Here is a 24,769-nt window from a genome sequence, read left to right on the forward strand (position 1 = left end):
CTTTATCCTTGCCGCCAGCCATGCCGCTGTTTGACAGCCTTATCTATCTGGAGGCCGGTAACCCACAGGTCAATCAGTACCTTGCCAACCTCAGCCTCAACGATGTGCCCGATGCCGGGCTGGTTTACGAACTGGCGGTCGATTGGCTGCTGGAGCAGCGCAACAGCGAAAACAACTACAAAACCTATCGCAGCGAACTGACCACTTTTTTGCACTGGTGCTTTCGCGAGGCGGCCATCAGCCCGAAAGATCTCACTCGCCGCATCATGATCCGCTATCTCGACTACTGTCAGTCGCCCCCTGAAGAGTTGATCGCCTATCGCAACGTGGCGCAGTTTGTCCTCGACAAGGAGTGGGGAGAGCGGTTGCCCAACCCGCAATGGCGACCGTTTCTCGGCAAGCGGGAGCTGGGCCGCACCTTGCCCTATCGCCTAAGCGAGCAGGCGATGAAGACCAAGCTCGCCATCTTGTCCGCCTTCTTCCAGTTCCTGATCCAGGAGGAGTACATGGACAGGAATCCCGCTCTGCTACTGCAGCGGGTCAAACGGCCGCAACAGCTGGAGGCCAATGATCAGGTGCAGGTCTTCAGCGAGTTGCAGTGGTCATACGTTATGCAGGCCGCCGACACCCTTGCCAACGACCATCCGGAGCAACACGAACGCAGCCGTTTTCTCACCATTCTGATGTACGCCTGCTATCTGCGGATCTCTGAGGTTGCAGCCCGGCCGGGCTTTACCCCTGTGATGGGGCAGTTCAGGCGGGATCGTAAAACCGGCGTCTGGGGCTACTTTATTCCGCAAAGCAAAGGGGGCAAACGGCGTACCGTAGCGGTATCCCAAGCGCTGTTGGCGGCACTCGAACGCTACCGCCGTTTCCTCGGTCTTTCTCCCTTGCCAACACCGGATGAACAGACACCGCTGTTCGTTCGCCATAAAGCGGCAGCCCACGGCCGCGAGCAAGGGGAACTCAACGCCAATCTCGGTATTCGCCAGTTACGGGATTTGATCATGGTGATCATCGGTAAAGGCGCAGAATTGGCAGAGCAGGATGGATTTGTCCAGGATGCGGCCGAAATGCGGCAACTCTCTCCCCATGCGATCCGCCACACCGGGATCACCCATGACATCAACCTGCATGGGAGACCGCTTTCCCACGTACAAGCCGATGCAGGACATGACAGCATCGACACCACTTCGAAATACCTGCACACCAGCAACAGCGAACGACATGAGAGCGCGCAACAAAAACCGCTAGACAGATTGAGCCAACAAACGAGAGATAATCGTTCAAAGGGCGGGTGAGCATCGTGACCAAAAAAAGTGATTCATTAAGGTCTCATTCAAGCTGGTGCCGTTATTTTGTACTTCTCTGGATGGCAACCGGTTCAGGGAACAGCAGGGCTGTTAAGAACGAGCAGGTAGCCATCCGCGGGATCAATATTTATTCCGTATCAGAGAGAAAAATAACCAAATCGCTTGCTCAAACATCGAGACAACCCCCTATGCCGATAGACATCATCAAGAAGACCTACAAGATTGTCGGACAAGGCGATCTGATGGCGCAATTTACCCTTATCCCCTCAGGCACGTTGAATATCTGGTTTCCCGAAACAGGATTGCAGATGGAGGCACCCTGTAGCCAACTTCATTTTGCAAATGACACCCTGCTCTATACCAACGGCATGCACTACAGCCAGGCGAGAGCATTCTGGTCGTTAACACTTCACGCTGTCGATATGAATGAACTGAAGAGGCTAATCATGGATATGTGCAGCAATGCCCACATATCCCATCCGCGAACGCCCATGCCCAAACGCAAACATTGGCTAATAGCCTGATCAGCCGGATTGAAAGAACAAGACTCGTCTCGCAAAAGGCGGGTCTTTTTCATTCTCTCTGTAGAGTGCATTGAGGTCTAAAAAGGTGATTTGATGACTTATACGAATGGTCATCATCGTGGGCTACCGAAAACACTCAGGAGCCAAACACAACATAACGAAAATATATAAATGGTTACGTTAAATGCACCATTATAAAAGTCACGAAAACCAAGAGGGGAGGGAGCGCTTATTGCATCAAGGGCATTAATGATCCGGCACTGTTGTAAGTGTGAACTATTCAATACGGGAAATTTGCATTTTTAGCATTTTGAGTAAGGGCAGGGGATCTGTCCACCCATTAAGGCGACTACTTTAACCAGGTCAAGACAGCCTCTAATAGTGGACTCTTGTCTCAAGATGGGACATTTGTGGTTTCAGAATATCGACTAAGGGGAGGGGACATGGTCCCAAGACATGTTCGGGTACAGCTAAATGAGCAGTTGGTGAACTAGCCAATTCTATTGCCAACGCTATGGCACCAAGCACGATGCATTGCCTGCTTTAGGTGAGGTTCTTCTGCATTTGGCTGCAAGATATCAAGATGGTTCTTCATCATGGATCGCATTGACCGGAGTTGTGTCGCCGTAGTGGTTAAATTCACTCAATGTTATCTCTCACAGAGATGCCGATAAATGGGGTTATCGGCATAATTTGTAAAGACTCTGTTATTCTTGACCTTCAACATGTCTCACCCAGAAATGACCGAGATCATCAGCGTCCTGCAAACCGGCAGCGCCTGGCCTGTGGATGTGGTGCGGCGCATCAGCCCAGGGGAAATGTCCGACGAGCTCCATGCTGCACGCCGCGAGGTCGCGCCAATCGATCATGCCTGAGCCATCCAACCCGGTGAGCAATGTTTAGGGCTGGCCTATAGCACTAGCGTTCACCGACAGGCCACGGGCGCGGGCCTCCCGCAGGCAGCGCTGCCAAAAGTACCTGCCACTGGGCGAATCCCATTTAACCTGGTAACGACTGGATAGCCAACAAATCGCCTCCAGCGGCAGATGGGCAAAATCCTGTTGATGGGTGTACCAAAAGGCCCGCCAGTCGTGGATAACCGCCACACGGTTGACCAACTGCCAGCGGCAGATCCACAACGGGGTGTCCTTATGAATCAACACCAACGCACCGGCCAACGGGAACACGTCGAACCACAGCAACTGGTGGTCATCGGGCACACTGATATCTAGCTGCCGAAACCGATGGCGCCGCAGTGGTGTCAACAGATCGACACCGGCGGTTAATGCATCCAGCAAGAGTCGATCCTGTGGGCGACGGCTGTGTTTCATCGGAAATAACTCCAAAACGTAGAAACCCATCACTGCGCATAATGCATATTATGTTAAATCAACTATCTTGTTTCCTGTCACCACTTATTGAACTGTGTATAATGGCAACAATTGATCCTATCTTCGACCGGATGTCTTAAGTGGCTGAATTAACATCAGAACAATTAAAACCCGCTTTTGCGATTGAACAGTTCACCAAGCTCAGCGAGCTTGAACCTATCCCCTTTGCTGCGCTGCAACCCAGAGCCATTTCCGGCATCAAACGTCTTGCCAGTTTTGATGGTGACTGTCCGGTCATGCTGCTCAACGGGTTCCCCGGCGCAGATTACGAAGGCGTTTGCCAAACGTTGATTGCCGACTCAAATGGCAAGGATGGTGACCTGTTTGACCTTTGCTACACCGAGAATCTGAACAACCCATACAAGCCTATCTGGCTGCGCCTGCAACCGGGCACTGGCGTCGAGTTTTGCGAAATGGTTGGCGAACTGCTCAAGCTGTTGAGCCACCATCTCGATGCCGAACGCATCGTGACCCGCATCATGCGCAAGCAGAACAATGATCCGAAAATCGATGATTTCCTCTCCGATCTGGCGGCTCACGTGGCATTGGGTCTGGAGTTTCAGCACCCCATTCTGATCAACCTGTTGATCCATCACGAAGCGCAGGAAGCGCCGGTGATTTATGGCCGTGATCTCAACTGGGATACCCTGTTTGGCTCCATCAACTACCAGACAGAGCAAGGCTCTGTCTATGCTAACCAGCACCTGTTGGAGCCTGGCTTGCTGCGCGAAGCCAACGGCGGCTACCTCATTTTGCAACTGGACGAGCTGCTGGATCAGCCGCACCTCTGGTTCAAACTAAAAAATGCCATGCAAAAAGGCGAGCTGGACTGGAACGCCTATCAGGAAGGGAAAACCCTGACCCCCTTCTTCGCGCCTGAAGCGACCCCCATCAAGCTCAAGCTGATCCTGGTCGGTGACCGACTCGACGTGGCCGAGTTCCAGATGCTGGATCGCGATATGTCCGAACGCATCTTCCTGCGCGCGGATCTGGTGTCAGAGGTGAATATTGAAGAGGATCTGCAGGAATTTCTGCAGTACCTGGCCTGGCTGCGCCAGCGTTGGAGTCTGCTGGACTTCACGCCAGCCGCCCTCGCCGCCCTTTGTCGTCATGCCAGCCGCCTCTGTGACCATCAGGAGTGGCTGTCGCTCTCCGAAGTGCAACTCTCCGCCATCATGCGGATGGCTGACAGTCTGGCCCGGGAGCTGGAATCTGATGTGGTCACCGACGAGCATATTAGCGGCGCACTGGAAGAGCAGGATTACCGCCTCAACTATCTGGTTGAGCAGTCCGATCAGGGGGTTATCGACGGCCAGATCCTGCTGCAAACCGATGGCGAAGAGATTGGCCAGATCAACGGCCTGTCTGTCATTCAGGTCTCCGGTCACCCCTATGACTTCGGTGAACCGGTGCGCCTCACCGCGACCGTACACCTTGGTGATGGCGATGTGGCGGATATCGAGCGCAAAGCGGAGCTGGCCGGTCATATCCACGCCAAGGCGATGATGATTATCCACGGCTATCTCTCCAACAAATTTGGTGCAGAGAACCCCTCCCCCCTGTCGGCCAATCTGGTGTTCGAGCAGTCTTACCACGAAATTGATGGCGACAGCGCCTCCCTGACCGGCTTGTGTGCCCTGCTCTCTGCCCTCGCCCGCCAGCCTATCTATCAGCACTTCGCCGTGACCGGTGCGGTCGATCAGTTTGGCAATGTGCAGGCCGTTGGTGGCGTGAACGAGAAGATTGAAGGCTTCTTCCGGGTGTGCAAAATCCACGGCATCACCGGCAAGCAAGGGATCATTTTGCCGGGCACCAACATCCAGCAGCTGAACCTCTCTGACGAGGTGATTGCAGCGGTTGAAGCAGGCCAGTTCCACATCCACCCGGTGGATCATGTGGAAGAGGCCATCGAGTTGCTGACTGGCTGTGTCGCCGGTGAGCCTGATATGCCCGATACCCTGTTTGGCCGTATTCAGGAGCGGTTGGACGAGTTGAACGGCTCCACTGCCAAAGTCGGACTGCTGCAATCCCTGTTGGGGCGCCTGTTTGGCCGCTGATGAAGTGATCGGAGTTGTTTAGCTAACAACTGTAAGCTAAATTGGCCAGGCTTTGACCCATTTGAAGGAAATACCGCGTGACCGTAGACAATACCACCATGGAAGCCCGCCTTTCCCTGTGCGAACAGGGCAAGAACTCTTTTACCCGTGAAGAGCTGCTGGCTTGCAGCCGTGGCGAACTGTTTGGTGAGGGTAACAGTCAGCTGCCTGCCCCCAACATGTTGATGATGGACCGCATCGTCAAGATCAATGACAACGGCGGCGAACACGGCAAGGGCGAGATCCTGGCTGAGCTCGACATTACTCCGGATCTCTGGTTCTTCGATTGCCACTTCCCGGGTGATCCCGTGATGCCTGGCTGTCTCGGTCTGGATGCCATGTGGCAGTTGGTTGGCTTCTTCCTTGGCTGGAAAGGTGGCCCGGGCAAAGGCCGTGCGCTGGGTGTCGGTGAAGTGAAATTTACCGGCCAGATCCTGCCGACTGCCAAGAAAGTGACCTACAAGATCACCTTCAAGCGCGTCATCAACCGCAAGCTGGTGATGGGGATTGCTGATGGTGTGGTCGAAGTCGACGGCCGTCCTATCTACAGCGCCACCGACCTGAAAGTGGGCCTGTTCAAAGATACCACCGCATTCTGATCTCTCTGATTGGTGGTAAAACAGCATTAACGCAAAGGGGCCACAACGGCCCCTTTCCTTTTGTAATGAGTGATGAAGTACCTGCTACTTCATGAAGAGGCCTGAGCCCCGCCCTTCCATGGCGTCACGCCAACCACCAAGCCAATGCCCTCGGGCATCCAGGCATTGATACGGACACGCTTCTTTCTGTTTGCCGACCACGCCAGCCTGATAACCACGAGCACGAGCTCTTTCCAGACGGTCCCGCTTCTGTCTCTTCATCATCTACGACCCTCTTCGTGGAACAAAAAAAGCGACCAATTCTGCATCGGTCGCTTTCATCTTTACTCCTGCGAGCGCACTCGGTCAAACAAAAACTTCCACCCTAACCGGGCTATGTGACACAAGGCACTGAACTGGATTAAGTTTTAATTACAGGGAACTTACTCCTGATTTTTGAGTCCTTCCAGCTCTTCCCAGCGAGCAAATGCCTGTTCCAGCGCGGCTTCAGCGGCATTGAGCGCATCGAGTTTCGGCTGGGTTTTATCTGCCGGCAGCGAGAAGAACCCTGGCTGGTTGATCTCGCTTTGCAGCGCATCGAGTTCGGCTTCCAGCTGCTCAAGACGCGCCGGCAGACCATCCAGTTCAAGCTGCAGCTTGTAGGAGAGTTTTTTGCCTTTCTTCGGCGCTTCGCTCACTGTGGCTAGCGGCTCGGGAGCCTTCACCGGTGTGCACTTGACCTGTTGCTGGGCATTCTGCTGTTCGCGGGTCGCCATCATGTCGGCATAGCCGCCCACGTAGTCGCTGATGCGGCCATCCCCCTCAAACAGCCAGCAACCGGTCACGGTATTGTCAATGAAACGACGATCGTGACTCACCAGCAGCAGAGTGCCTGGATAGTCCGCCAGCAGCTCTTCCAGCAATTCAAGCGTTTCGACGTCGAGATCGTTGGTCGGTTCATCGAGGATCAGCAGGTTGCTGGGTTTAAGGAACAGCTTGGCCAGCAGCAGACGGTTTTTCTCACCGCCGGAGAGTACCTTGACCGGCGTTCGAGCCCGCTTGGGTTCAAACAGGAAGTCCTGCAAGTAACCAAGGATGTGACGGGAGCGGCCACGCACCATCACCTCCTGCTTGCCCTCCCCGACGTTGTCCACCACCGTTTTCTCGGGATCGAGCTGTTCGCGGTACTGATCGAAGTAGGCCACTTCCAGATTGGTACCCTGACGCACCGAACCACGAGTGGCATCTAGCTGACCCAGCAGCAGCTTGATCAGGGTCGACTTGCCGCAACCGTTGGGGCCGACCAGCGCAATCTTGTCGCCACGCAGCACCTGCAGATCTAGCCCCTCGAACAGGGTGCGATCACCAAAGTCGAGTCCCAACCCTTCAGCTTCAAATACCAGCTTGCCGGAGCGGCTCGCCTCGTCGAGTTGCAGCTTGGCTTTGCCCTGCAGTTCGCGACGCTGGGTACGCTCCATGCGCATCGCCTTGAGGGCGCGCACTCGCCCCTCGTTACGGGTACGGCGCGCCTTGATCCCCTGGCGTACCCACACCTCCTCCTGCGCCAGCTTGCGATCGAACTCGGCATTTTTCAGCTCTTCGACCCGCAGCCACTCCTCTTTGCCCTGCTGGTACTCGTCATAGTTGCCGGGCCAGGAGGTGATCACGCCGCGATCCAGATCGATGATCCGGGTCGCCAGCTTGTGGATGAACTCACGGTCGTGGGAGATGAAAACGATGGCGCCACGGAAATCCTTGAGGAACTCTTCCAGCCAGTTGATGGCCTCGATATCCAGGTGGTTGGTCGGCTCATCGAGCAGCAGCAGATCGGGATCGCATGCCAGTGCACGGGCCAGCGCCACCTTGCGCAGCCAGCCACCGGAGAGACTGTCGAGGGTCACGTCAGGATCAAGACCAAGCAGGGTCAGCACCTGATTGATGCGGGTCTCGTACTGCCAGCCATTCTGATAATCGAGCTGCTCCTGCAGCTGGCTCATCTTGCGAATGTTGGCATCGGACGGGTCACTCGCCAGCGCCATGGAGACGTGGTGATACTGCTTGAGCAGCTCACCGACTCCGGCCAGCCCTTCGGCGGCGTAATCAAACACGGTGAGCTCGCTCGAGGTGGGCGGATCCTGCTCAAGACGAGTCACTTTCAAGTCCTGCTGCAACACCAGACGGCCATCATCGAGGGGCAATTCACCGGCAATGACCTTCATCAGGGTGGACTTGCCCGCCCCGTTGCGGCCCACCAGACAGAGGCGCTCGCCTCGCTCTATGGTCAGCTCGGCCTTGTCGAGCAACGGAAAATCACTGAACGACAGACACGCGCCGTGCAATGTTAAAAGAGCCATGTTCGTTCCTTATCTCATATGAAAAAACGGGCAACAGACTGGGTCTGCTCCCGTTTCATCGTCAAATCACAAATCAACCCTGACGAGCGAGCCAGCCTTTGAGCTCGGCCAGTGTGAAGGGCCAACCGAGCTCGCGGCCTGCTTCGTCACGCAGCACCGGAATGCGCACCCGATAGGCGGCAAGCCACTGCTCATCATCCATGATGTCGCACTGGCGGGTGGCGGCGGCAAGACCTGCCTCCTCCACCAGCGCCCAGGCCAGCTCGCACAGGTGGCAACCGTCGGTATGAAACAGGGTCAGCATCACGCCTCGCCTTGCTCCGGTGCATGGGTGATGATCCAGCAGTTGTGGATGTGCTGGTTGCGCTCGAAATCCTTCGGTCGCGTCTTCTGGGTGATGTTCTGGGCCTTGAGACCAGTGGCCTCGAGACCGGCCAGATCCATCTTGAAGTGACGCTTGTTGTTGGAGAAGACCAGAGTGCCGTCCGCCGCCAGCAGGCGCTTCAGGTGCTGCATCAGCAACAGGTGATCGCGCTGTACGTCGAAGCTCTCGTCCATCCGCTTGGAGTTGGAGAAGGTGGGCGGATCGATGAAGATGAGGTCGTACTGCTCGTCCGCTTCCGACAGCCACTTCAGGCAATCTGCCTGCACAAACTTGTGCTGACGGCCCACCAGCGAGTTGAGACGCATGTTGTCCTGCGCCCAGTTCAGGTAGGTGTGGGACATGTCCACTGTGGTGGTCTCGCTGGCACCGCCAAGACCTGCGTGCACGGTGGCACTGCCGGTGTAGGCAAACAGGTTCAGGAAGCGCTTGCCCTTGGCCATCTGACCCAGCATGCGGCGAGTCTGACGGTGGTCGAGGAACAGGCCGGTATCCAGATAGTCGTAGAGGTTGACCCACAGACGGGCACCGTACTCCTGCACTTCCATCCGGTGCTGCTCTTCGGAGAGCTTCTGATACTGTTGTTTCCCTTCCTGACGCTCACGCACCTTCAGGATCACTTTCTCGCCGTCCATGCCGGTCACCTTGATGGCGGCCTGAACCATGTCGAGCAGACGTTGACGGGTTTTCTGGGCGGGGATGTCTTTGGGCGCGGCATACTCTTGCACCACCAGATAGTCCTGATAACGGTCGATGGCGGCGTTGTATTCCGGCAAATCGGCATCGTAGAGGCGATAGCAATCGATGCCCTCTTTGTTGGCCCACTTCTCGAGGGTTTTCAGATTCTTGCGCAGACGGTTGGCAAAGTCCTGCGCCACCTCTTTTTGGGAGGCCACGGAGTCCAGTGCGATTTGATAATTGCGCAGCTGACACTCGAGGGCGCCGTTGAACAGGCGATATTGCTTGTCGGCGCGCAGGCGCAGACAGCTGAGCAGCTCGGGGGATGCGGAAAGAATAGAGACTTTCCAACCCTGGAAGCTGCGACGCAGAGCATCGCCAAGGGCCTGATGCACTTCCAGCAGCGCCGGGAACTCGCCAAGACGCTCGCCGTAAGGCGGGTTGGAGATCAGCATACCGACTTGGCGAGCCTCCCCTTCCACAGTCGGCATCGGCAGTGGGTTTTCCAGCTTGGTGACATCGGCCTGCTTGAAGGTGATGAGGTGGGCCACACCGGCCGCTTTGGCGTTGTCGCGAGCTTTGAGCAGCACGCGCTGGTCGGCATCACAGCCAAACAGCTTCACTTCACAACGCTGCATACCGCGTTTGGCGCGCACTTGCGCTTCCATCATCAGGCTCTGCCACAGCTCACTATCGTGCTGCAGCCAGCGATCGAAACCGAAGCGCTCGCGGCGCAGCGCCGGCGCCATGTCGGCCGCGATAAAGGCCGCTTCGATCAGCAGCGTACCGGAACCGCACATCGGGTCCATCATGGGCTCACCGGCCCAGCCACTACGGGCAATCATGGCGCAGGCTAGGTTTTCTTTGAGCGGAGCTTCACCGGTGCCCTGACGATAGAAACGCTGATGCAACGCCGGGCCTGACAAGTCCAGCGTGATATTGGCCTTGCCTTTGCCCAGGTGCGCCATGATGCGAATATCCGGCGACTTCTTGTCCACGTCCGGACGCACGTGACCGCGCTTGGTGAAGCGGTCGACGATGGCATCCTTGATTTTCAGCGCGCCATATTGGGTATTGCGAATGGCAGGGTTGGTACCGGTAAAGTCCACCGCGATGGTAGAGGTACCGGAGAAGTGCTCTTCCCAGGGGATTGTGTGGGCGCCCAGATAGAGATCCAGATCATCGTTCATCTGGAATTCGGAGAGCACCAGCACGATACGGGAGGCAAAACGGCTCCACAGGCAGGCCTTGTAGCCAATCGCCAGTTCGCCTTTGAAATGGACGCCAGCCACGGTCTCACGGACCTGCTCTGCGCCAAGATTGGTCAGCTCGTCGGCCAACAGGTTTTCCAGCCCCTTGGGGCAGGTTGCAAAAAATTCTTTCATCACGCTCACGGGGAACCCATAAAAATAGTGCCGCATTATACCTCATCAGGCGGGCTGGAGCATGCAAAAGTCGGCGCAAACAGCAGGATGGAAACAGATTGATAGGTGGTGAAAAGGTAAAAGGCCCCATGACAACCCGATGGCGAGATCATGGGGCCAGACATCATTTAGCGGATCACTTCATGCGAGCCTTGAAACGGGGATTGCTTTTGCAAATCACGAACAATTTGCCGCGGCGGCGCACCAACTGACAATCGGGATGACGCGCCCGTGCGGATTTGAGTGAACAGACGACCAGCATTCAGGACTCCTTCTTGCTTGAAAATGCGCCAAAGCGCTTGTTGAAACGGGCTACACTCCCCTCGCTCGATACCTGCTTCTGCTTGCCGGTATAGAACGAGTGCGACTGGCTGGAAACATCGAGCGATACGTAGGGATACTCCTTCCCATCTTGCCACGTGTAGCGGCGATCGCTCTTGATGGTTGAACCGACCAGGAAAAAGGCATCTGCCGCCGTGTCATGGAACAGCACCAAACGATAATCAGGATGAATATGAGGCTTCATAGCAACTCCATTTTGTTATATTATAACAAAATGTAAGTGAGAATAGCTCTCGTTTCAAGCATAAAATGTCGTATGTAGAAAATCGCAGCAGTGAGTGATGTGTTGATAGCGAGGTGAAGGCACCACGCAAGCAGAACGAAACAAGAGGAAGGTACCATGCTTGCAGCACGAAAGACCAAGACACTGCGTGGGTCAGAACACGAGGTGCAAGTGGATGTAACAAGCCTCAAGAGAGGCAGGATCACAACCATGAAGATCAATGAGAATGGGCAAGATGATCGCGGATCAATGAAGTATCAGAAACGAGGCGCTATTGAGGTGATCACAGTAAAAACAGGCAGCGGTATAATCACAGAGATAAAAAGATTGGTGAAAATATATCAACTGACCTGACGATATTGCTCGGTCACGGTAATACGCGGCTTCATCCGGTTATTCATCACCTTGATCACCCCGAAACGCGGCAAGGTTTTACTGGTGGTCAATACCAGATCGGCAGTGAGGTTCAAACAGACGCTAGCCTGATCCCCTGCCTCAATGACCATAAATTCGCCGTTGCCATGAGGTGTATTCATCAGGACCAGATCACCGTTTTGCGGGATCACTTGCGGATGCTGTTCACTAAAAAACCAGCTTTGCGGCATCAGGGGTTTATAAAAACGACTGACCGCGATGGCATTAAGCACCAACTGAACCTGATGCGGAATACTCCACTCAAGTTCGGCTGCTTTATCCATCAACTGATAATAGAGGGCGGCATCATCAACACAAAAAGGCTGGGTTGCAAATGAGCTGGGCACCAATTGTCGCCCTTTATACTCGGTCGCAAATAACATGTTATCAGACAGGTCCAACATCAGACGGTCACTCTGGGCATCATAGTGCCATTGCCAGCTATCGGTCGGTTGGATAAACATGTTGGAGCCCTTACTTGATAATTACCAGTTGACTTTATTCCATATGCAGGAAATCAGCAACGTCAAATAAAGGGCCCCGCCATCTATTTCTTAAATATTGGTCACAATCTCTTTGACCAACCCCGGCCCTTTATAAATAAAGCCGCTATAAATTTGTACCAGACTGGCACCGGCGGCCAATTTTTCACGGGCGGCCATGGCACTATCAATACCACCCACACCGATAATTGGCAGAGCACCATTGAGCGCCTTGGCCAGATGACGGATCACCTCGGTACTCTTGTGCTGCAGCGGACGACCACTCAGGCCACCCGCTTCACCGGCGTGGGGCATGTCATAAATCATCTCGCGCTCGAGGGTGGTATTGGTGGCGATAACCCCATCAATACCATTCCGTACCAGCGAAGCGGCCACCTGATCTATTTCTTCAAGGCTTAAATCCGGGGCAATTTTAACCGCCAGTGGCACATACTTTTTATATTGGGCGGCCAGCTCTTGCTGGCGCACCTTGAGAGCAGCCAGCAATTCATCCAGCGCCTCGCCATATTGCAGCGAACGCAAACCCGGGGTGTTGGGGGAAGAGATGACGGCAATATAACCGGCATGATCATAAACCTTGTCCATGCAGATCAGGTAATCATCCTTGCCCTGTTCGATGGGAGTATCTTTGTTTTTACCGATATTAATGCCGATGACCCCCTGATATTTGGTCTCTTTTACCTTGGCCACCAGATGCTCCACCCCCTTGTTGTTGAATCCCATCCGGTTGATGATCCCCTCTGCCGGAATAACCCGGAACAGGCGGGGCTTGTCATTGCCGCTTTGGGGTCTGGGGGTGACGGTACCGACCTCGATAAAGCCAAATCCCATGGCGCCCAGCGCGTCAATGCACTCACCATCTTTATCCAGACCGGCCGCCAACCCCACCGGATTGGCAAAAGAAAGCCCCATGACAGTGACGGGGCGTTTCGGCAAATTCTGGCGGAAGAAACAATCGAGTGGCGTACCGAGAAGGCGGGGCAAATATTTCATGGAGAGATCGTGAGCCTGTTCCGGATTGAGTTTGAACAGGAAATGCCTAGCGATGGGGTACAACATCTTTGCTCCTTAAAGAAAGCCCCGGCAACTGGCCGGGGCTTTGGGTGTAATGTCGGTGTCATGCCTTAATCTGGCAATTAAAGTGCCCGACAATTCAACTGGAGCAGGTTCAACTCTCGCAAGGCCACCGAGAACTTGGCGAACTCGTGGGTGCTGGTGGTCTTGAAGTCGGCCAACATGTGGGTCCAACGGGACAAGAGTTGCTCATGCTCCGAAATCCAGTCGGCCAGTATGGTAGCGCATTCTCCCTGATCTTTGCACCCTTCCAGTACCACAGAAGTGAGACTGCGCTGCTGCCAGTCCAGATCTTCGCGGAAGGAGGCTCGCGCCATCGCCTGCCAGTGGTTGCCGACCGGCTGATGGTTGATCTGGTCGAGGAACCAGTGCAGATCCAGTTTGGCTCCGAGGCGATAGTAGACATTGGCGGCGCGCAGGATATCGGTCTTGTGCTCCGCGGCAATCTGCGCCAGATCCAGGCTGGAGAAGAGGCTGCTCATATGGGCGACCTGACGGGCAATGGCCTCAGGCACCTGTTTCTCCATCCACTTGGCAACAGCCTGACGATGCTCGGCCACTTCGCTCTCATCCATCACCTCGTAGAGGTGCTTCCCTAAGGTCTCGAACGCCGGACGGAAGAAGTCGATGTTCTCGCTGATACTCCAGCTACGATTACGGGCGCGCAGGAACCAGCGGGTGGCACGGCGCACGATGCGGCGGCTGTAGAACATCAGCTCGAGCTGAGTCTGGGCATCCACCAGGTTGTCGCACCCTTCGATATCGCGCCACAGCTGGTTCATACCAAACACTTCGCGGGCCATGGCAAAGCAGCAGGCCACTTCGGCGACCGAGGCACCGGTCTCGTCCTTCATCCGACTGGCGAAGTTGAGCCCCATGTCGTTAACCAGCATGTTGGCCACCCGGGTAGCGATGATCTCGCCGCGTAACGGGTGATCGGCCAGCTGGGCACCAAACTGCTGCTGCACCTTGGCCGGGAAGCTGGTGAGCAGCATGTTGGCGAGGAAGGGCTCGTCGGTCACTTCCGGGCAGTTGAGCTGCTCTTTCAGTACCATCTTGCCGTACGCTACCAACACCGCCAGTTCGGGGCGGGTCAGCCCCTGCCCTGCCGCCATCCGCTCGGAGAGCTCCTCATCGGATGGCAGGAACTCCAGTGCACGATCGAGCTTGCCTTCCCGCTCCAGCCCCTGAATAAAGCGCTGCTGCTCTTTGAGTTGTTCAGAACCTCGGAAGCTGGTGACCGAGATGGACTGGGACTGGCGATAGGCGTTGGTGATGACAATCTGCGCCACGTCGTCGGTCATCTCGTAGAGCATCTGGTTGCGCTGCTTGAGGGTCAGGTCACCGGCCGCCACCAATTGGTTCAGCAGGATCTTGATGTTCACCTCGTTATCAGAGCAATCCACCCCACCCACGTTGTCGGTAAAATCGGTATTGATGCGACCGCCCTGACTGGCGTACTCCACCCGACCAAGCTGGGTAAAGCCGAGGTTGCCCCCCTCACCCACGATACGGGCCCGCAGATCGCGACCATTGACTCGCAGTGCGTCGTTGCTGCGATCGCCCACTTCCCCATCGCTCTCGCGAGCGCTCTTCACATAGGTGCCAATGCCGCCATTCCACAGCAGGTCGACATTGAGGCAAAGCAGCGCCTTGATAAGCTCGTTCGGGGCCATGCTGGCCTTGTCGGTGCCGAGCAGGATCTGGATCTCGGGGCTCAGCTTGATGGACTTGGCCGAGCGCAGGAAGATGCCGCCCCCTTGTGATATCAGCTCGCGGTTGTAGTCATCCCAGCTGGAGCCCGGCAGATCGAACAGGCGCTGGCGCTCGACAAAACTCTTGGCCGCATCCGGAGTGGGGTCGACGAAGATGTGCATGTGGTTGAACGCGCCCACCAGCCGGGTGTGTTCGGAGAGCAGCATGCCGTTGCCGAACACGTCGCCGGCCATGTCCCCAATCCCCACGCAAGTGAAGTCGCTGGTCTGGCAGTTGACGCCAATTTCACGAAAATGCCGCTTGACCGACTCCCAGGCACCACGGGCGGTGATACCCATCTTCTTGTGGTCGTAACCGACCGAGCCGCCGGAGGCGAACGCATCGCCGAGCCAGTGGCCGTATTCGAGGCTTATTTCGTTGGCGATGTCGGAGAAGGTCGCCGTGCCCTTGTCGGCGGCGACCACCAGGTAGTAGTCATCCTCGTCGTGACGCACCACGGATGTCGGCGGGATCACCTCGCCGCTAATGATGTTGTCAGTCACATCGAGCAGACCGCGAATAAACAGGCGATAACAGGCCTTTCCCTCCTCCTGAATGACGGCGCGGGTTGCCCCCACCGGCATCTGTTTGCAGTAGAAGCCGCCCTTGGCCCCCACTGGTACGATGACGGTGTTCTTCACCTGTTGGGCTTTCACCAAGCCCAATACCTCGGTGCGGAAGTCCTCTTTGCGATCGGACCAGCGCAGGCCACCACGGGCGACCTTGCCCCAGCGCAGATGCACCCCTTCCACCCGCGGTGAGTAGACGAAGATCTCGAATTTCGGCAGCGGCAGCGGCATGTCGGTAATGCTGGAGGGAGCCAGTTTGAAGGAGATGTAGGGCTTGATGCTGCCCGCCTTGTCCAGCTGGTAGTAGTTGGTGCGCAGGGTAGCGTCGATCATCTCCACATAGCGGCGAATGATGCGATCGTCGTCCAGGTTGGCCACCTGATCCAGCTTGGCGGCAAGCTCCTCGTGCAGCTTGGCCTGTACCTTGACGTCCTGCTTGCTGGCAGGATCCAGGCGCTGTTCGAACAGGGTAAACAGCAATTGGGCGATATCGGGATAACGGGTCAGGGTCTCTTCGATATAGGACTGGCTGAAGGAGACGCCAGTCTGGCGCATGTATTTGGCGTAAGCGCGCAGCACAGAGACCTGACGGCCAGTGAGACCCGCCCCCAATACCAGCCGGTTGAAGCCATCATCTTCCAGCTGCTTGTTCCAGATGGCGGCAAACGCCTGCTGGAAGCGCTGCTGGCTCTGGGCCAGATCAAAGGGCTGCTCGCCATGCAGCAACATGGAGAAGTCGAGGATCCAGAACAGATCGCCAGCCGGAGTGCGTACCTGATACGGGGTCTCGCCGATCACCCTCAGTCCCATGTTCTCCAGCATCGGCAGCACATCGGAGAGGTGAATGGGTTCGGTGCGATGGAACAGTTTGAGCCGTACCCGACGATCGTTCTCCTCCTCCTGCGCGCGGTAGAACAGCATGCCCAGCGGCTCGGCTTCACTCAGGTTATCGAGCGCCATGATGTCGGCCACAGCAGAGCCCGGCAGCACATCTTCCTTGTAAGCACGGGGGAAGGCGGTGCTGAAACGGCGGCGCAGCTCGTTGCCACGGGCCTCGCCATAATGGGAAAGCAGCACGGAGTCGAGTCTGTCGTCCCAGCTGCGGGCCGCTTCAATCAGGTTGTTCTGCACTTCGTTCACATCCACATCCACGTTGTTGTTATTGACCCGCACTATGTAGTGGGTCCGCGCCAGCACGCCTTCGGTGAAGTAGACGTTGAACTCCACCTCTTCGTTGCTGCCAAAATACTTCTGCAATATTTGCTGGGTCTTGATCCGCAGCGCCGTGTTGTAGCGCTCCTTGGTGACATAGACCATGCAGGAGAAGAAACGGCCGTACACATCCCGGCGCACGAACAGCCGCAGCATGTCCCGCTCCTGCATCTCCAGCACCCCAAGACCGGTGGCCAGCAGCTCCTCTTCACGAGCCTGGATCAGTTCGTCACGGGGATAGGTTTCCAGCACGTTGAGCAGCGCCTTGTAGGCGTGGGAGCCCTTCTCATGGCCGGAGGCGGCCATGATGCGCTCGAGACGATGGCTGATGAGCGGGATCTGGGTCGCGCTGGTGTTGTAAATGGAAGAGGCGTAGAGGCCGATGAAGCGATCTTCCCCGATCACCTTGCCGTGCTCGTCGAAGCGCTTGATGCCAATGTAATCCACATAGGCCGGACGGTGCACCCGGGACTTGCTGTTGGATTTGGTGAGGATCAGCAGGTCAGAACTCAGGGCGGCGTGACGGGCGCTGGCCGGCATGTTGCCAAGGCGCTGGCCCACCTCCTTGATGGAGTTTTTCATCAGCCCCAGGCTGGAGCTAGCCTGCGGCAGGATCTCGTGATCCCCCTCCACTGCCTTGACGTCGTAACGGCGATAGCCCATCAGGGTGAAGTTGTGGGCAGCCACCCATTTGAGGAAGGCAACGCAGGAAGCCACTTCCTCCTTGCTGACCGGGTGCTTGCGCTTGGGCAATTCGTCGATGATCTCATTGAGCTTGGCCAGCATGGGCTGCCAGTCGCCGACTGCCAGCGCCACTTCACCGGCCACGGAGTTGAGCTCGGTAGCCAGCGCGGCCATCTGCTCCTCGCTGGTGAGGTGATCGATCTCGATAAGGAATGCTGTTTCAACCGAGGTCTGCCCGTCGGTGTTGTCGAGTTCCAGAATGGCGTCAATCTTGCCATCCGCTCCACGAATCAGGTGCAGCGGTTGGTGCAGCATCATGTGGGCGGTGATATTGAGCCGTTTAAGCGCCATCCGGATGGAGTCCACTAGGAAGGGCGAGTCCTGCAGGATCACCTCGACGATGGTATGTGGCGATTGCCAGCCGTGACGGGTCAGCTCGGGGTTGTAGACCCGGATGTAGGGATCGGTACCGCTGCGCTGATTGAGAGCATTCCACAGGCTCAGGGCCGCGCCATAGAGATCGCTGTCATTGCGATCGTGCAGGTCGGAGCTCGCCATGTTGCCGTAGAACTTGGCAACGAAGCGCTCGACCAGAGAGGCACTGTTTTTGGGCAACTTCTGATGGATCAGGCTGAGAACGTTTTCGAGCAGAACTGAGGTAGGGGCGTCTTTCAATGCCATTTTTATATTCCTTATCGGACGACATTAACCACCGACGCAGAGGCAACCACCCTGGTTACCCGCTGGTGCAGAGTTGTTGCGAAGTGTAATGGCTTGGATAAGGGAAGGCGAGGAAAGGTGCTAACGAGATGTTAAAAACAAGGTGCAGATCACGGCTTAAACTGTGAGAAATTTTGTAAATAACCAAAAATACAGAAATTCCCACTACCTTTGTGCCAGTTTACCGGATAGATAGTGACACAAAGCAGATAAACAGTCGGTAATCTGTTCTATTTTTGTTAATTTATGCGTTCGAGGCTGATAAAGCGGTAATCGTCCTGGGTTTTCAGCCGAAAATAGCCATGCACACCATTGATGGCGACAAAGGGCCGTATTTTTTCTATGCCAAGCTCCAGGGTCAATCCCTGTTCGCTGCGCACCACCAGCCGTCTGGCATGGCCCTGATACATCAGCATCACCTCATCACTGCTCAATGAGAGCCGAAAAGTAAACTGCTTCACACTTGCTCCTGATCACACGGCACATCAATGTGGGGCAAGAGCGTTAACGCCCCTGCCCCGTCGATACTTACTGCTGCAGCGCCTTGCTTACCTTCTCGAACAGATCCCGTGCCAGCCCCTCAAGGTTGGCAAGACGGGTCAGCTCGGCGCGGATCAGGGCCTTGCGCGCCTCATCCAGTCGCTTGAACTGGATAAGCGGAGTGATAAGGCGGGAGGCCACCTGCGGATTGACCTCGTTGAGCTCGATCAGCAAATCGGTCAGGAAGCGGTAACCGCTGCCATCCACCGCATGGAACTGCACCTGATTGCTCATGGCGAAGCTGCCGATCAGCGCCCGCAGCCGGTTCGGATTGCGAATGCTGAAAGTGGGGTGATTCATCGCCTGTTTCACTTCGCTAAGCACATCGGCAGCCGGTTTGCTACCAATCAGCCGCAGCCAGTTGTCCAGCACCAGTCCATCCTTGGCCCACTTGCCTTCAAAATCGGCCAGCAGCGCAGCGCGGCATGGCAACAGATAGCCGTTGGCCACCTGCAGTGCCGCCAGGGTGTCGGTCATGTTGTCGGCAGTTGCATACTGCTCGCGCACCAGCGCATCAGCATGCTCCGCATCCAGCGCAGCCAGATAGCCGAGCACCACCCCTTTGAGGGCCCGTTTGGCCATGTCGGCATGCACCACCTGATAACCATTCAGACGCAGGCTCTGATAGGTCGCCGCCAAGCGTGCGCCAAAGGCCTCGGCAAGACGGGTGTGGATCGCGTTGCGCACCTGATGAATGGCATCGATATCGGCCACCTCGAACAGCTCGGCCAGGGTCGCCTCACTGGGCAGCGCCAGGATCTCCGCCTTGAGGGCCAAATCCAGTTCACTGTCGTCCAGAATGGCGACGAAGGCGGCCAGCAGGGTTTGGGAGAGCTCAACCCCCTGCCCGTGCTGGACCCGCGCCACCCCGTCGATGACCGCTTTGTTGATCAGCATCTGGGCCGCATCCCAGCGGGCAAACTCGTTGCGGGCAAAGCGCATCAGGAAGGCGAGCGCTTCGTCGCTGTAGTCATAGTGCAGCTTGACCGGCGCAGAGAAGTTCCGAAGCAGAGAAGGAACCGGCTTGACCGGCACCCGATCGAATTCGAAAGTCTGCTCCGCTTCCAGCACGTCAAGCACGTTGCCGATGGCCTTGCCCTGATACTGCAGAGCAATGACGGCACCCTGCTCGTCATAAAGCTCGATATCGAGGGGGATATGCAGCGGCAGCTTTTGCGGTTGATCCTGAGTCGGCGGGGTATGCTGGCTCACATGAAGGCGATAGATACCGCTGGCGGCATCATACTCGTCGGTCACGGTCAGCTCGGGGGTGCCGGACTGACTGTACCAGCGGCGGAAACGGCCAAGATCGACACCGGACGCATCCTCCATTGCCTGCACGAAATCATCGCAAGTAGCGGCCGAGCCGTCGTGACGCTCGAAGTAGAGACGCATACCGGCCTGGAAGGCATCTTCCCCCAGCAGGGTGTGCATCATGCGGATCACTTCCGAGCCCTTCTCGTAGACGGTGAGGGTGTAGAAGTTGTTCATCTCGATCACCACATCCGGGCGGATCGGGTGCGCCATGGGGCCGGCATCTTCGGCAAACTGCGGGCCGCGGACGGTACGCACGTTGTTGATGCGGTTGACGCCACGGGAGCCCAGGTCGGAGGAGAACTCCTGATCCCGAAATACCGTCAGCCCCTCTTTCAGGCTGAGCTGGAACCAGTCACGACAGGTGACGCGGTTGCCGGTCCAGTTGTGGAAATATTCGTGGCCGATCACCCGTTCGATACCGTGGTAGTCGCTGTCAGTGGCGGTGTCCGGATTGGCCAGCACGAACTTGGAGTTGAAGATGTTGAGCCCCTTGTTCTCCATGGCGCCCATGTTGAAGAAGTCCACCGCAACGATCATGTAGATGTCAAGATCATACTCAAGGCCGAAACGCTGTTCGTCCCAGCGCATGGAGTTGATGAGGCTCTCCATGGCAAAACCGGCGCGATCGAGGTTGCCCTTGTCGACGAAGATCTCGAGGGCCACCTTGCGGCCGCTCTTGGTGGTGTAGTGGTTGCGCTCCACATCGAAATCGCCGGCCACCAGCGCAAACAGGTAGCTCGGTTTGGGGAAAGGATCCTGCCACTGCACGAAATGGCGGCCGTCGCCCAGATCGCCGCTATCTACCTTGTTGCCGTTGGAGAGCAGGAAGGGGAACTGAGCTTTGTCGGCGGTAATGCGGGTGCTGTAACGCGCCAGAATGTCGGGGCGGTCCAGATAGTAGGTAATGCGGCGAAAGCCCTCCGCTTCACACTGGGTACAGTAGGCATCACCCGATTTGTAGAGCCCTTCCAGCGCGGTGTTGGCGGCCGGATCCAGCAGGGTGACAATGGTGAGCACACATTCGGCCGGCAGGTTGAACAGGGTCAGACTGCTCTCGCCTTGCTCGTAGTGGTCACAGGGAATGCCATCAATGGCAACGCTCTTGAGGGTCAGCTGCTCACCATCGAGGACGAGCGGCGCATTGTGCTCGCCGTTGCGACGAATGCGGGTGATGGCGGTGACCTGGGTCAGCGGCTCCTGCAGTTGGAAATCGAGGTCGATGGTGTCGATCCAGTAGAGCGGCGCCTGATAATCCTGGCGATATTTGGCCGTCATGGCCTGGGAGTGATCGGTCATTATTGTCTGCTTCCACGCTTGTTAAAGGCGAGAAAGAGGCTGTCACAACCAACTGGCGGGGTCAAACAATTTGCATTACGCCAGATACGCCAGACAAAAAGAAAGGGCGACCGCAGTCGCCCTTGTGCATTGGAGGTGCCTTGTCAGCTGCGTTTGCTGACCTTGGCCAGATCTGCCGTGATATTGGCCGCTTCGATGAGATACTCATCGGGCGCTTCAAAATCAGCGGGCAGTTCATCCAGACTCTTCACCGCAGGCTTGCCAAGACGTGCCAGACGCTCGTTGGTACGTTTGAGCGCTTTCTCATCCTGTTTCGCCTGCTCTGCAACACGCTCCGCCTCGTTGAGGGAGACCGACTTCTTGTCTTTCTCCTCCTTGTAGTCGGCGATGTCCTGCATCACATAGGCAAACTCGGGATCCTTGGCGATCCGGGCATCGTGCGCCGCCTGCAACTTGGGCAGTACACTGGCGAAGTTGCCGAGTTTCTCGTAGTTGGCGGAGGCAATCTTGTCCCACGGCAACGCATTGAACTCACGGCTTTCGCCCGTCTCTTCCGGAGCAACCGGTGTCGGGAAGCTGATATCCGGCGCAACGCCCTTGTTCTGGGTGCTGCCACCGTCGATCCGGTAGAACTTGGCGATGGTGTACTGCACGTGACCGAGCGGCTGCTCGTAGAAGTCATAGACCTTGGCGAGACTGCGATGCTGCTGCACCGTCCCCTTGCCGAACGAGTTTTCACCCAGAATCAACGCGCGGCCATAATCCTGCATGGCGGCAGCGAAGATCTCGGAGGCCGAGGCACTGTAGCGGTCTATCATCACCGACATCGGGCCGCCGTAGTAGACGTTGCCATCGTCATCGCCATTGACCGTGATACGGCCCATGTGATCACGAATTTGCACCACGGGACCGCTGGCAAAGAAGAGACCGCTGAGGGCGGAAGCTTCAGTCAGGGCGCCGCCGCCGTTACCGCGCAGATCAATGATCAAGCCATCGATCTTCTTCTTGTTCAGGCTGGAGAGCTCCTTGATCACGTCATCGTGCAGATTGACGTAGAAACTCGGGATCTCGATGACGCCAATCTTCTTGCCTTCGGCGTTAATCACCTTGGACTTGGCAGCCCGGTCTTCAAGGCGCACCTTGTCGCGGGTCAGCTCGATCTGCTCGGTCTTGGCGGTTGCGCCCTTGCCGCGCTGGATCTCCAGCTTGACCTTGCTCCCTTTGGGCCCCTTGATGAGCTCGACCACGTCATCAAGACGCCAGCCGATCACATCGACAATCTTGCCATCTTCCTGCCCTACCCCGGTGATCTTGTCATCGGGTTTGAGGTGGTTGGATTTGGCAGCCGGGCCACCGGGCACCAAAGAACGGATGACGGTAAAGTCATCTTCCGCCTGCAACACGGCACCGATCCCCTCCAGCGAAAGGTTCATCTCGGTGTTGAAACGATCGGCACTGCGCGGTGAGAGGTAACTGGTGTGCGGTTCGATGGCGCGAGCGAAGGAGTTCATGAAGAGCTGGAAGACATCCTCACTCTCGGTCTGGGACATCCGCTTGATGGCATTGTTGTAACGCTTGCCAAGCAGCTCCTTGATCTCGGGCCACTCCTTGCCACTGAGCTTGAGGCTCAGGGCATCGAACTTGACCCGCTGACGCCACAGCTCGTTGAGCTCTGCTTCATCTTTGGGCCAAGCCGCCCCTTCCCGATCAAACACATAGTTGTCGGTCTGGGTAAAATCGAAAGGAGTATCAAGCAGTTTGAGGGCGTATTCGAACCGCTCATAACGCCGCTGCTGACTCAGGTTGAACATCTCGTAGGCGGGAGCCAGACGGCCTCTTTCGAGGTCGGTGTCAAAACCGTTACGGTACTTTTCAAAACGGCTGATATCAGAGGCCAAAAACAGGTTGCGGCTGTAGTCCAGATTCTCCAGATATTTATCAAAAATCACGGAGGAAAAGGCATCGTCCAGCTTGAACTGTTTGTAGTGCGAGCGGGTAAACAGATTGGTAATTCGCTTGCTGGCCGTAGCATGTTGGCTCTCTTGAGCCAACACAGGCAAATCACTCTCCTTGAGCACCGGCTCGATGGCCTGTGCAAGCCCGGCAAGCGCCAGGCTACAGGCAACGAGGGAAAAACGAATTACGCCATGCTTCAACATTTGTCTCCTTAGAGAACCAAGTGCTCTGATTTGACCCGCACCATCATGCCGGTCTGCAGTTGGACCTGTACATCGTCCTTGGTTACTTCCTTGATGGTTGCCGGAACCGGGAATTTACCCATAACGACGCGCACATCCTGGCCCACTTTCAGCGTAGCGGCATCCACTTTAACCAGCGGAGCGTCAGCGACCGGTGCCTTGGCGGCAGCTTTCGGCTTGGCAGCTACATCAGCTTTCTCGGTTTTGCGCACAGCAGGACGACGGGGCTTCTTGGCCTTCTCATCCTTCTCTTTGGTATTGGTACGACGGCTGGCGAATACGCGCTCTTTGCTCTCTTTAAGAGCTTGCTTGGCGTGCTCGATGTGCTCTTCGGTCAGCAGCTCGCCCGGGTTGCCATCCAGATCAACGCGAGCCTGGCCAGCTTTGAGACCGTGCAGGTAGCGCCAGCTGGAGGTGTATTGACGCAGTGCGGAACGCAGCATGGTCTTGGAGACTCTGGCATCGTCAGCAAGACGCTCGGCCAAATCCTGGAAGATGCCAATCTTGAGCGGCTTGGCCTCTCCTTCAGCAACGAAGCAGGCCGGGAATTTCTCGACCAGGTAGGCAACGATCTCTTTACTGTTCTTCAGCTTCTCAGTGTTTTCCATGTATAACCTTGGCTTTCATATAAACGCACGGGCACGTCCCGAGCACAACAAAGGCCCCATTATAGAGAGCTTGGGGCCTTTTGCGAACCATCTAGCAATGACTTAGAGCATGCTTTCCAAAATTTGCACCGTTTCTTCGAGGCCAATCCGGTCTTGCTGGTCGAAACGGTTAAAAATCGGACTGTCGATATCGAGTACCCCGATGATCTCGCCACCACGGCGCACCGGGATCACGATTTCCGAGTTGCTCGCGCCATCGCAAGCGATGTGACCGTCGAACTGGTGGACATCGTCAATGAGCTGGGTTCTCCCCTCTGCCACTGCGGTACCACACACCCCACGGCCGACCGGGATCCGTACGCAAGCCGGTTTGCCCTGAAATGGCCCCAATACCAGGGTCTCACCCTGCAACAGATAAAAACCGACCCAGTTGATCTCCGCCAGCTCCTGATTCAGCAGTGCGGAGAGGTTGGCCAGATTGGCAATCAGATCGGTTTCCCCCTCCAGCAGCGCCTTGGCCTGCTGGTTGAGGATGCGATAAAACGGTTGTTTTTCAATCATGATTAAATGAACT

The 24,769-nt window shown here is 56.4% G+C and carries 21 protein-coding genes; 6 read left to right on the top strand and 15 right to left on the bottom strand.

Features of this window, described 5'->3' with window-relative positions; translation table 11 throughout:
* The first annotated feature begins 20 nt into the window (after positions 1–20).
* The 3 genes from ACTG2G_RS00085 to ACTG2G_RS00095 all read left to right on the top strand — a co-directional run bounded on the left by ACTG2G_RS00085 (position 21) and on the right by ACTG2G_RS00095 (position 2,712).
* Positions 21–1,301 carry a tyrosine-type recombinase/integrase gene (locus tag ACTG2G_RS00085; RefSeq protein WP_421386490.1) on the top strand — a complete coding sequence of 427 codons (1,281 nt, stop codon included), beginning with the start codon at positions 21–23 and terminating at the stop codon, positions 1,299–1,301.
* 5 nt (positions 1,302–1,306) lie between these two features.
* Positions 1,307–1,837: a hypothetical protein gene (locus ACTG2G_RS00090; protein WP_266134645.1), complete on the top strand. Its 531-nt coding sequence runs from the start codon at positions 1,307–1,309 to the stop codon at positions 1,835–1,837.
* Positions 1,838–2,562: 725 nt separating this feature from the next.
* Positions 2,563–2,712 carry a hypothetical protein gene (locus ACTG2G_RS00095; protein ID WP_216953579.1) on the top strand — a complete coding sequence of 50 codons (150 nt, stop codon included), beginning with the start codon at positions 2,563–2,565 and terminating at the stop codon, positions 2,710–2,712.
* Between the two features lie 24 nt (positions 2,713–2,736).
* Here the strand turns inward: ACTG2G_RS00095 and ACTG2G_RS00100 are convergent, their stop codons facing one another.
* Positions 2,737–3,168, bottom strand: a complete 432-nt coding sequence (locus tag ACTG2G_RS00100; RefSeq protein WP_216953578.1) for a hypothetical protein — start codon at positions 3,166–3,168, stop codon at positions 2,737–2,739.
* Between the two features lie 140 nt (positions 3,169–3,308).
* On the opposite strand from ACTG2G_RS00100, the gene ACTG2G_RS00105 reads away from it, so the two are divergent.
* The gene (locus ACTG2G_RS00105) at positions 3,309–5,285 is read left to right on the top strand and encodes a Lon protease family protein (RefSeq protein WP_421386462.1); all 1,977 of its coding nucleotides are present in this window, start codon (positions 3,309–3,311) and stop codon (positions 5,283–5,285) included.
* A gap of 77 nt (positions 5,286–5,362) precedes the next feature.
* A complete protein-coding gene (fabA, locus tag ACTG2G_RS00110) occupies positions 5,363–5,923 on the top strand; it encodes a 3-hydroxyacyl-[acyl-carrier-protein] dehydratase FabA (RefSeq protein WP_005336586.1) in 561 nt (186 codons plus the stop codon).
* 84 nt (positions 5,924–6,007) lie between these two features.
* On the opposite strand, the gene rmf is transcribed toward fabA, so the two are convergent.
* The 6 genes from rmf to ACTG2G_RS00140 all read right to left on the bottom strand — a co-directional run bounded on the left by rmf (position 6,008) and on the right by ACTG2G_RS00140 (position 11,266).
* Positions 6,008–6,187, bottom strand: coding sequence for a ribosome modulation factor (gene rmf, locus ACTG2G_RS00115; protein WP_005315693.1), 180 nt, complete (start codon positions 6,185–6,187; stop codon positions 6,008–6,010).
* A 158-nt stretch (positions 6,188–6,345) separates the two neighbouring features.
* Complete coding sequence (gene uup, locus ACTG2G_RS00120) at positions 6,346–8,256, bottom strand: ATP-binding cassette ATPase Uup (RefSeq protein WP_439984989.1); 1,911 nt, start codon at positions 8,254–8,256, stop codon at positions 6,346–6,348.
* 73 nt (positions 8,257–8,329) lie between these two features.
* Positions 8,330–8,560: a glutaredoxin family protein gene (locus ACTG2G_RS00125; protein ID WP_421386466.1), complete on the bottom strand. Its 231-nt coding sequence runs from the start codon at positions 8,558–8,560 to the stop codon at positions 8,330–8,332.
* Positions 8,560–10,737 carry a bifunctional 23S rRNA (guanine(2069)-N(7))-methyltransferase RlmK/23S rRNA (guanine(2445)-N(2))-methyltransferase RlmL gene (gene rlmKL, locus ACTG2G_RS00130; protein ID WP_219263899.1) on the bottom strand — a complete coding sequence of 726 codons (2,178 nt, stop codon included), beginning with the start codon at positions 10,735–10,737 and terminating at the stop codon, positions 8,560–8,562. The genes ACTG2G_RS00125 and rlmKL overlap by 1 nt, the downstream gene beginning before the upstream one ends.
* Before the next feature lie 139 nt (positions 10,738–10,876).
* A complete protein-coding gene (gene ykgO / locus ACTG2G_RS00135) occupies positions 10,877–11,002 on the bottom strand; it encodes a type B 50S ribosomal protein L36 (RefSeq protein ID WP_439984991.1) in 126 nt (41 codons plus the stop codon).
* On the bottom strand, positions 11,003–11,266 hold the full coding sequence (locus ACTG2G_RS00140) for a type B 50S ribosomal protein L31 (protein ID WP_005336598.1): 264 nt from the start codon (positions 11,264–11,266) through the stop codon (positions 11,003–11,005).
* A gap of 249 nt (positions 11,267–11,515) precedes the next feature.
* On the opposite strand from ACTG2G_RS00140, the gene ACTG2G_RS00145 reads away from it, so the two are divergent.
* The gene (locus ACTG2G_RS00145; RefSeq protein WP_439984992.1) at positions 11,516–11,659 is read left to right on the top strand and encodes a hypothetical protein; all 144 of its coding nucleotides are present in this window, start codon (positions 11,516–11,518) and stop codon (positions 11,657–11,659) included.
* Here ACTG2G_RS00145 and ACTG2G_RS00150 read toward each other — a convergent pair.
* From ACTG2G_RS00150 to ACTG2G_RS00185, 8 genes are all read right to left on the bottom strand, one after another.
* Positions 11,647–12,183, bottom strand: coding sequence for a cell division protein ZapC (locus tag ACTG2G_RS00150; protein ID WP_005345444.1), 537 nt, complete (start codon positions 12,181–12,183; stop codon positions 11,647–11,649). The two genes, ACTG2G_RS00145 and ACTG2G_RS00150, sit on opposite strands and share 13 nt — an antisense overlap.
* 90 nt (positions 12,184–12,273) lie before the next feature.
* Positions 12,274–13,281: a quinone-dependent dihydroorotate dehydrogenase gene (gene pyrD / locus ACTG2G_RS00155; RefSeq protein WP_439984994.1), complete on the bottom strand. Its 1,008-nt coding sequence runs from the start codon at positions 13,279–13,281 to the stop codon at positions 12,274–12,276.
* A 77-nt stretch (positions 13,282–13,358) separates the two neighbouring features.
* Positions 13,359–18,197 (bottom strand): NAD-glutamate dehydrogenase, encoded by a 4,839-nt coding sequence (locus ACTG2G_RS00160; RefSeq protein WP_439984996.1) that lies wholly within the window; start codon positions 18,195–18,197, stop codon positions 13,359–13,361.
* 278 nt (positions 18,198–18,475) lie between these two features.
* The gene (locus tag ACTG2G_RS00165) at positions 18,476–18,697 is read right to left on the bottom strand and encodes a DUF2835 domain-containing protein (protein ID WP_033136823.1); all 222 of its coding nucleotides are present in this window, start codon (positions 18,695–18,697) and stop codon (positions 18,476–18,478) included.
* A gap of 67 nt (positions 18,698–18,764) precedes the next feature.
* Positions 18,765–21,389 carry an aminopeptidase N gene (gene pepN / locus ACTG2G_RS00170; protein WP_439984997.1) on the bottom strand — a complete coding sequence of 875 codons (2,625 nt, stop codon included), beginning with the start codon at positions 21,387–21,389 and terminating at the stop codon, positions 18,765–18,767.
* Between the two features lie 143 nt (positions 21,390–21,532).
* Positions 21,533–23,548, bottom strand: coding sequence for a carboxy terminal-processing peptidase (gene prc / locus ACTG2G_RS00175; protein WP_005351922.1), 2,016 nt, complete (start codon positions 23,546–23,548; stop codon positions 21,533–21,535).
* Positions 23,549–23,556: 8 nt separating this feature from the next.
* Positions 23,557–24,195, bottom strand: a complete 639-nt coding sequence (gene proQ / locus ACTG2G_RS00180) for an RNA chaperone ProQ (protein ID WP_005351923.1) — start codon at positions 24,193–24,195, stop codon at positions 23,557–23,559.
* 102 nt (positions 24,196–24,297) lie between these two features.
* On the bottom strand, positions 24,298–24,756 hold the full coding sequence (locus ACTG2G_RS00185; RefSeq protein ID WP_439984999.1) for a GAF domain-containing protein: 459 nt from the start codon (positions 24,754–24,756) through the stop codon (positions 24,298–24,300).
* Positions 24,757–24,769: the final 13 nt, after the last annotated feature.

The organism is Aeromonas sp. 55A (genome assembly GCF_051919665.1).
Lineage (GTDB): Bacteria > Pseudomonadota > Gammaproteobacteria > Enterobacterales > Aeromonadaceae > Aeromonas > Aeromonas veronii.

Bases quoted from the DNA above. Each gene is read 5' to 3' on its own strand.
- ACTG2G_RS00085 (WP_421386490.1), top strand. From the start codon at position 21: ATGCCGCTGTTTGACAGCCTTATCTATCTGGAGGCCGGTAACCCACAG.
- ACTG2G_RS00095 (WP_216953579.1), top strand. From the start codon at position 2,563: ATGTCTCACCCAGAAATGACCGAGATCATCAGCGTCCTGCAAACCGGC.
- ACTG2G_RS00100 (WP_216953578.1), bottom strand. From the start codon at position 3,168: ATGAAACACAGCCGTCGCCCACAGGATCGACTCTTGCTGGATGCATTA.
- rmf (WP_005315693.1), bottom strand. From the start codon at position 6,187: ATGATGAAGAGACAGAAGCGGGACCGTCTGGAAAGAGCTCGTGCTCGT.
- uup (WP_439984989.1), bottom strand. From the start codon at position 8,256: ATGGCTCTTTTAACATTGCACGGCGCGTGTCTGTCGTTCAGTGATTTT.
- ACTG2G_RS00125 (WP_421386466.1), bottom strand. From the start codon at position 8,560: ATGCTGACCCTGTTTCATACCGACGGTTGCCACCTGTGCGAGCTGGCC.
- rlmKL (WP_219263899.1), bottom strand. From the start codon at position 10,737: ATGCGGCACTATTTTTATGGGTTCCCCGTGAGCGTGATGAAAGAATTT.
- ykgO (WP_439984991.1), bottom strand. From the start codon at position 11,002: ATGCTGGTCGTCTGTTCACTCAAATCCGCACGGGCGCGTCATCCCGAT.
- ACTG2G_RS00140 (WP_005336598.1), bottom strand. From the start codon at position 11,266: ATGAAGCCTCATATTCATCCTGATTATCGTTTGGTGCTGTTCCATGAC.
- ACTG2G_RS00145 (WP_439984992.1), top strand. From the start codon at position 11,516: ATGAAGATCAATGAGAATGGGCAAGATGATCGCGGATCAATGAAGTAT.
- ACTG2G_RS00150 (WP_005345444.1), bottom strand. From the start codon at position 12,183: ATGTTTATCCAACCGACCGATAGCTGGCAATGGCACTATGATGCCCAG.
- pyrD (WP_439984994.1), bottom strand. From the start codon at position 13,281: ATGTTGTACCCCATCGCTAGGCATTTCCTGTTCAAACTCAATCCGGAA.
- ACTG2G_RS00160 (WP_439984996.1), bottom strand. From the start codon at position 18,197: ATGGCATTGAAAGACGCCCCTACCTCAGTTCTGCTCGAAAACGTTCTC.
- pepN (WP_439984997.1), bottom strand. From the start codon at position 21,389: ATGACCGATCACTCCCAGGCCATGACGGCCAAATATCGCCAGGATTAT.
- prc (WP_005351922.1), bottom strand. From the start codon at position 23,548: ATGTTGAAGCATGGCGTAATTCGTTTTTCCCTCGTTGCCTGTAGCCTG.
- proQ (WP_005351923.1), bottom strand. From the start codon at position 24,195: ATGGAAAACACTGAGAAGCTGAAGAACAGTAAAGAGATCGTTGCCTAC.
- ACTG2G_RS00185 (WP_439984999.1), bottom strand. From the start codon at position 24,756: ATGATTGAAAAACAACCGTTTTATCGCATCCTCAACCAGCAGGCCAAG.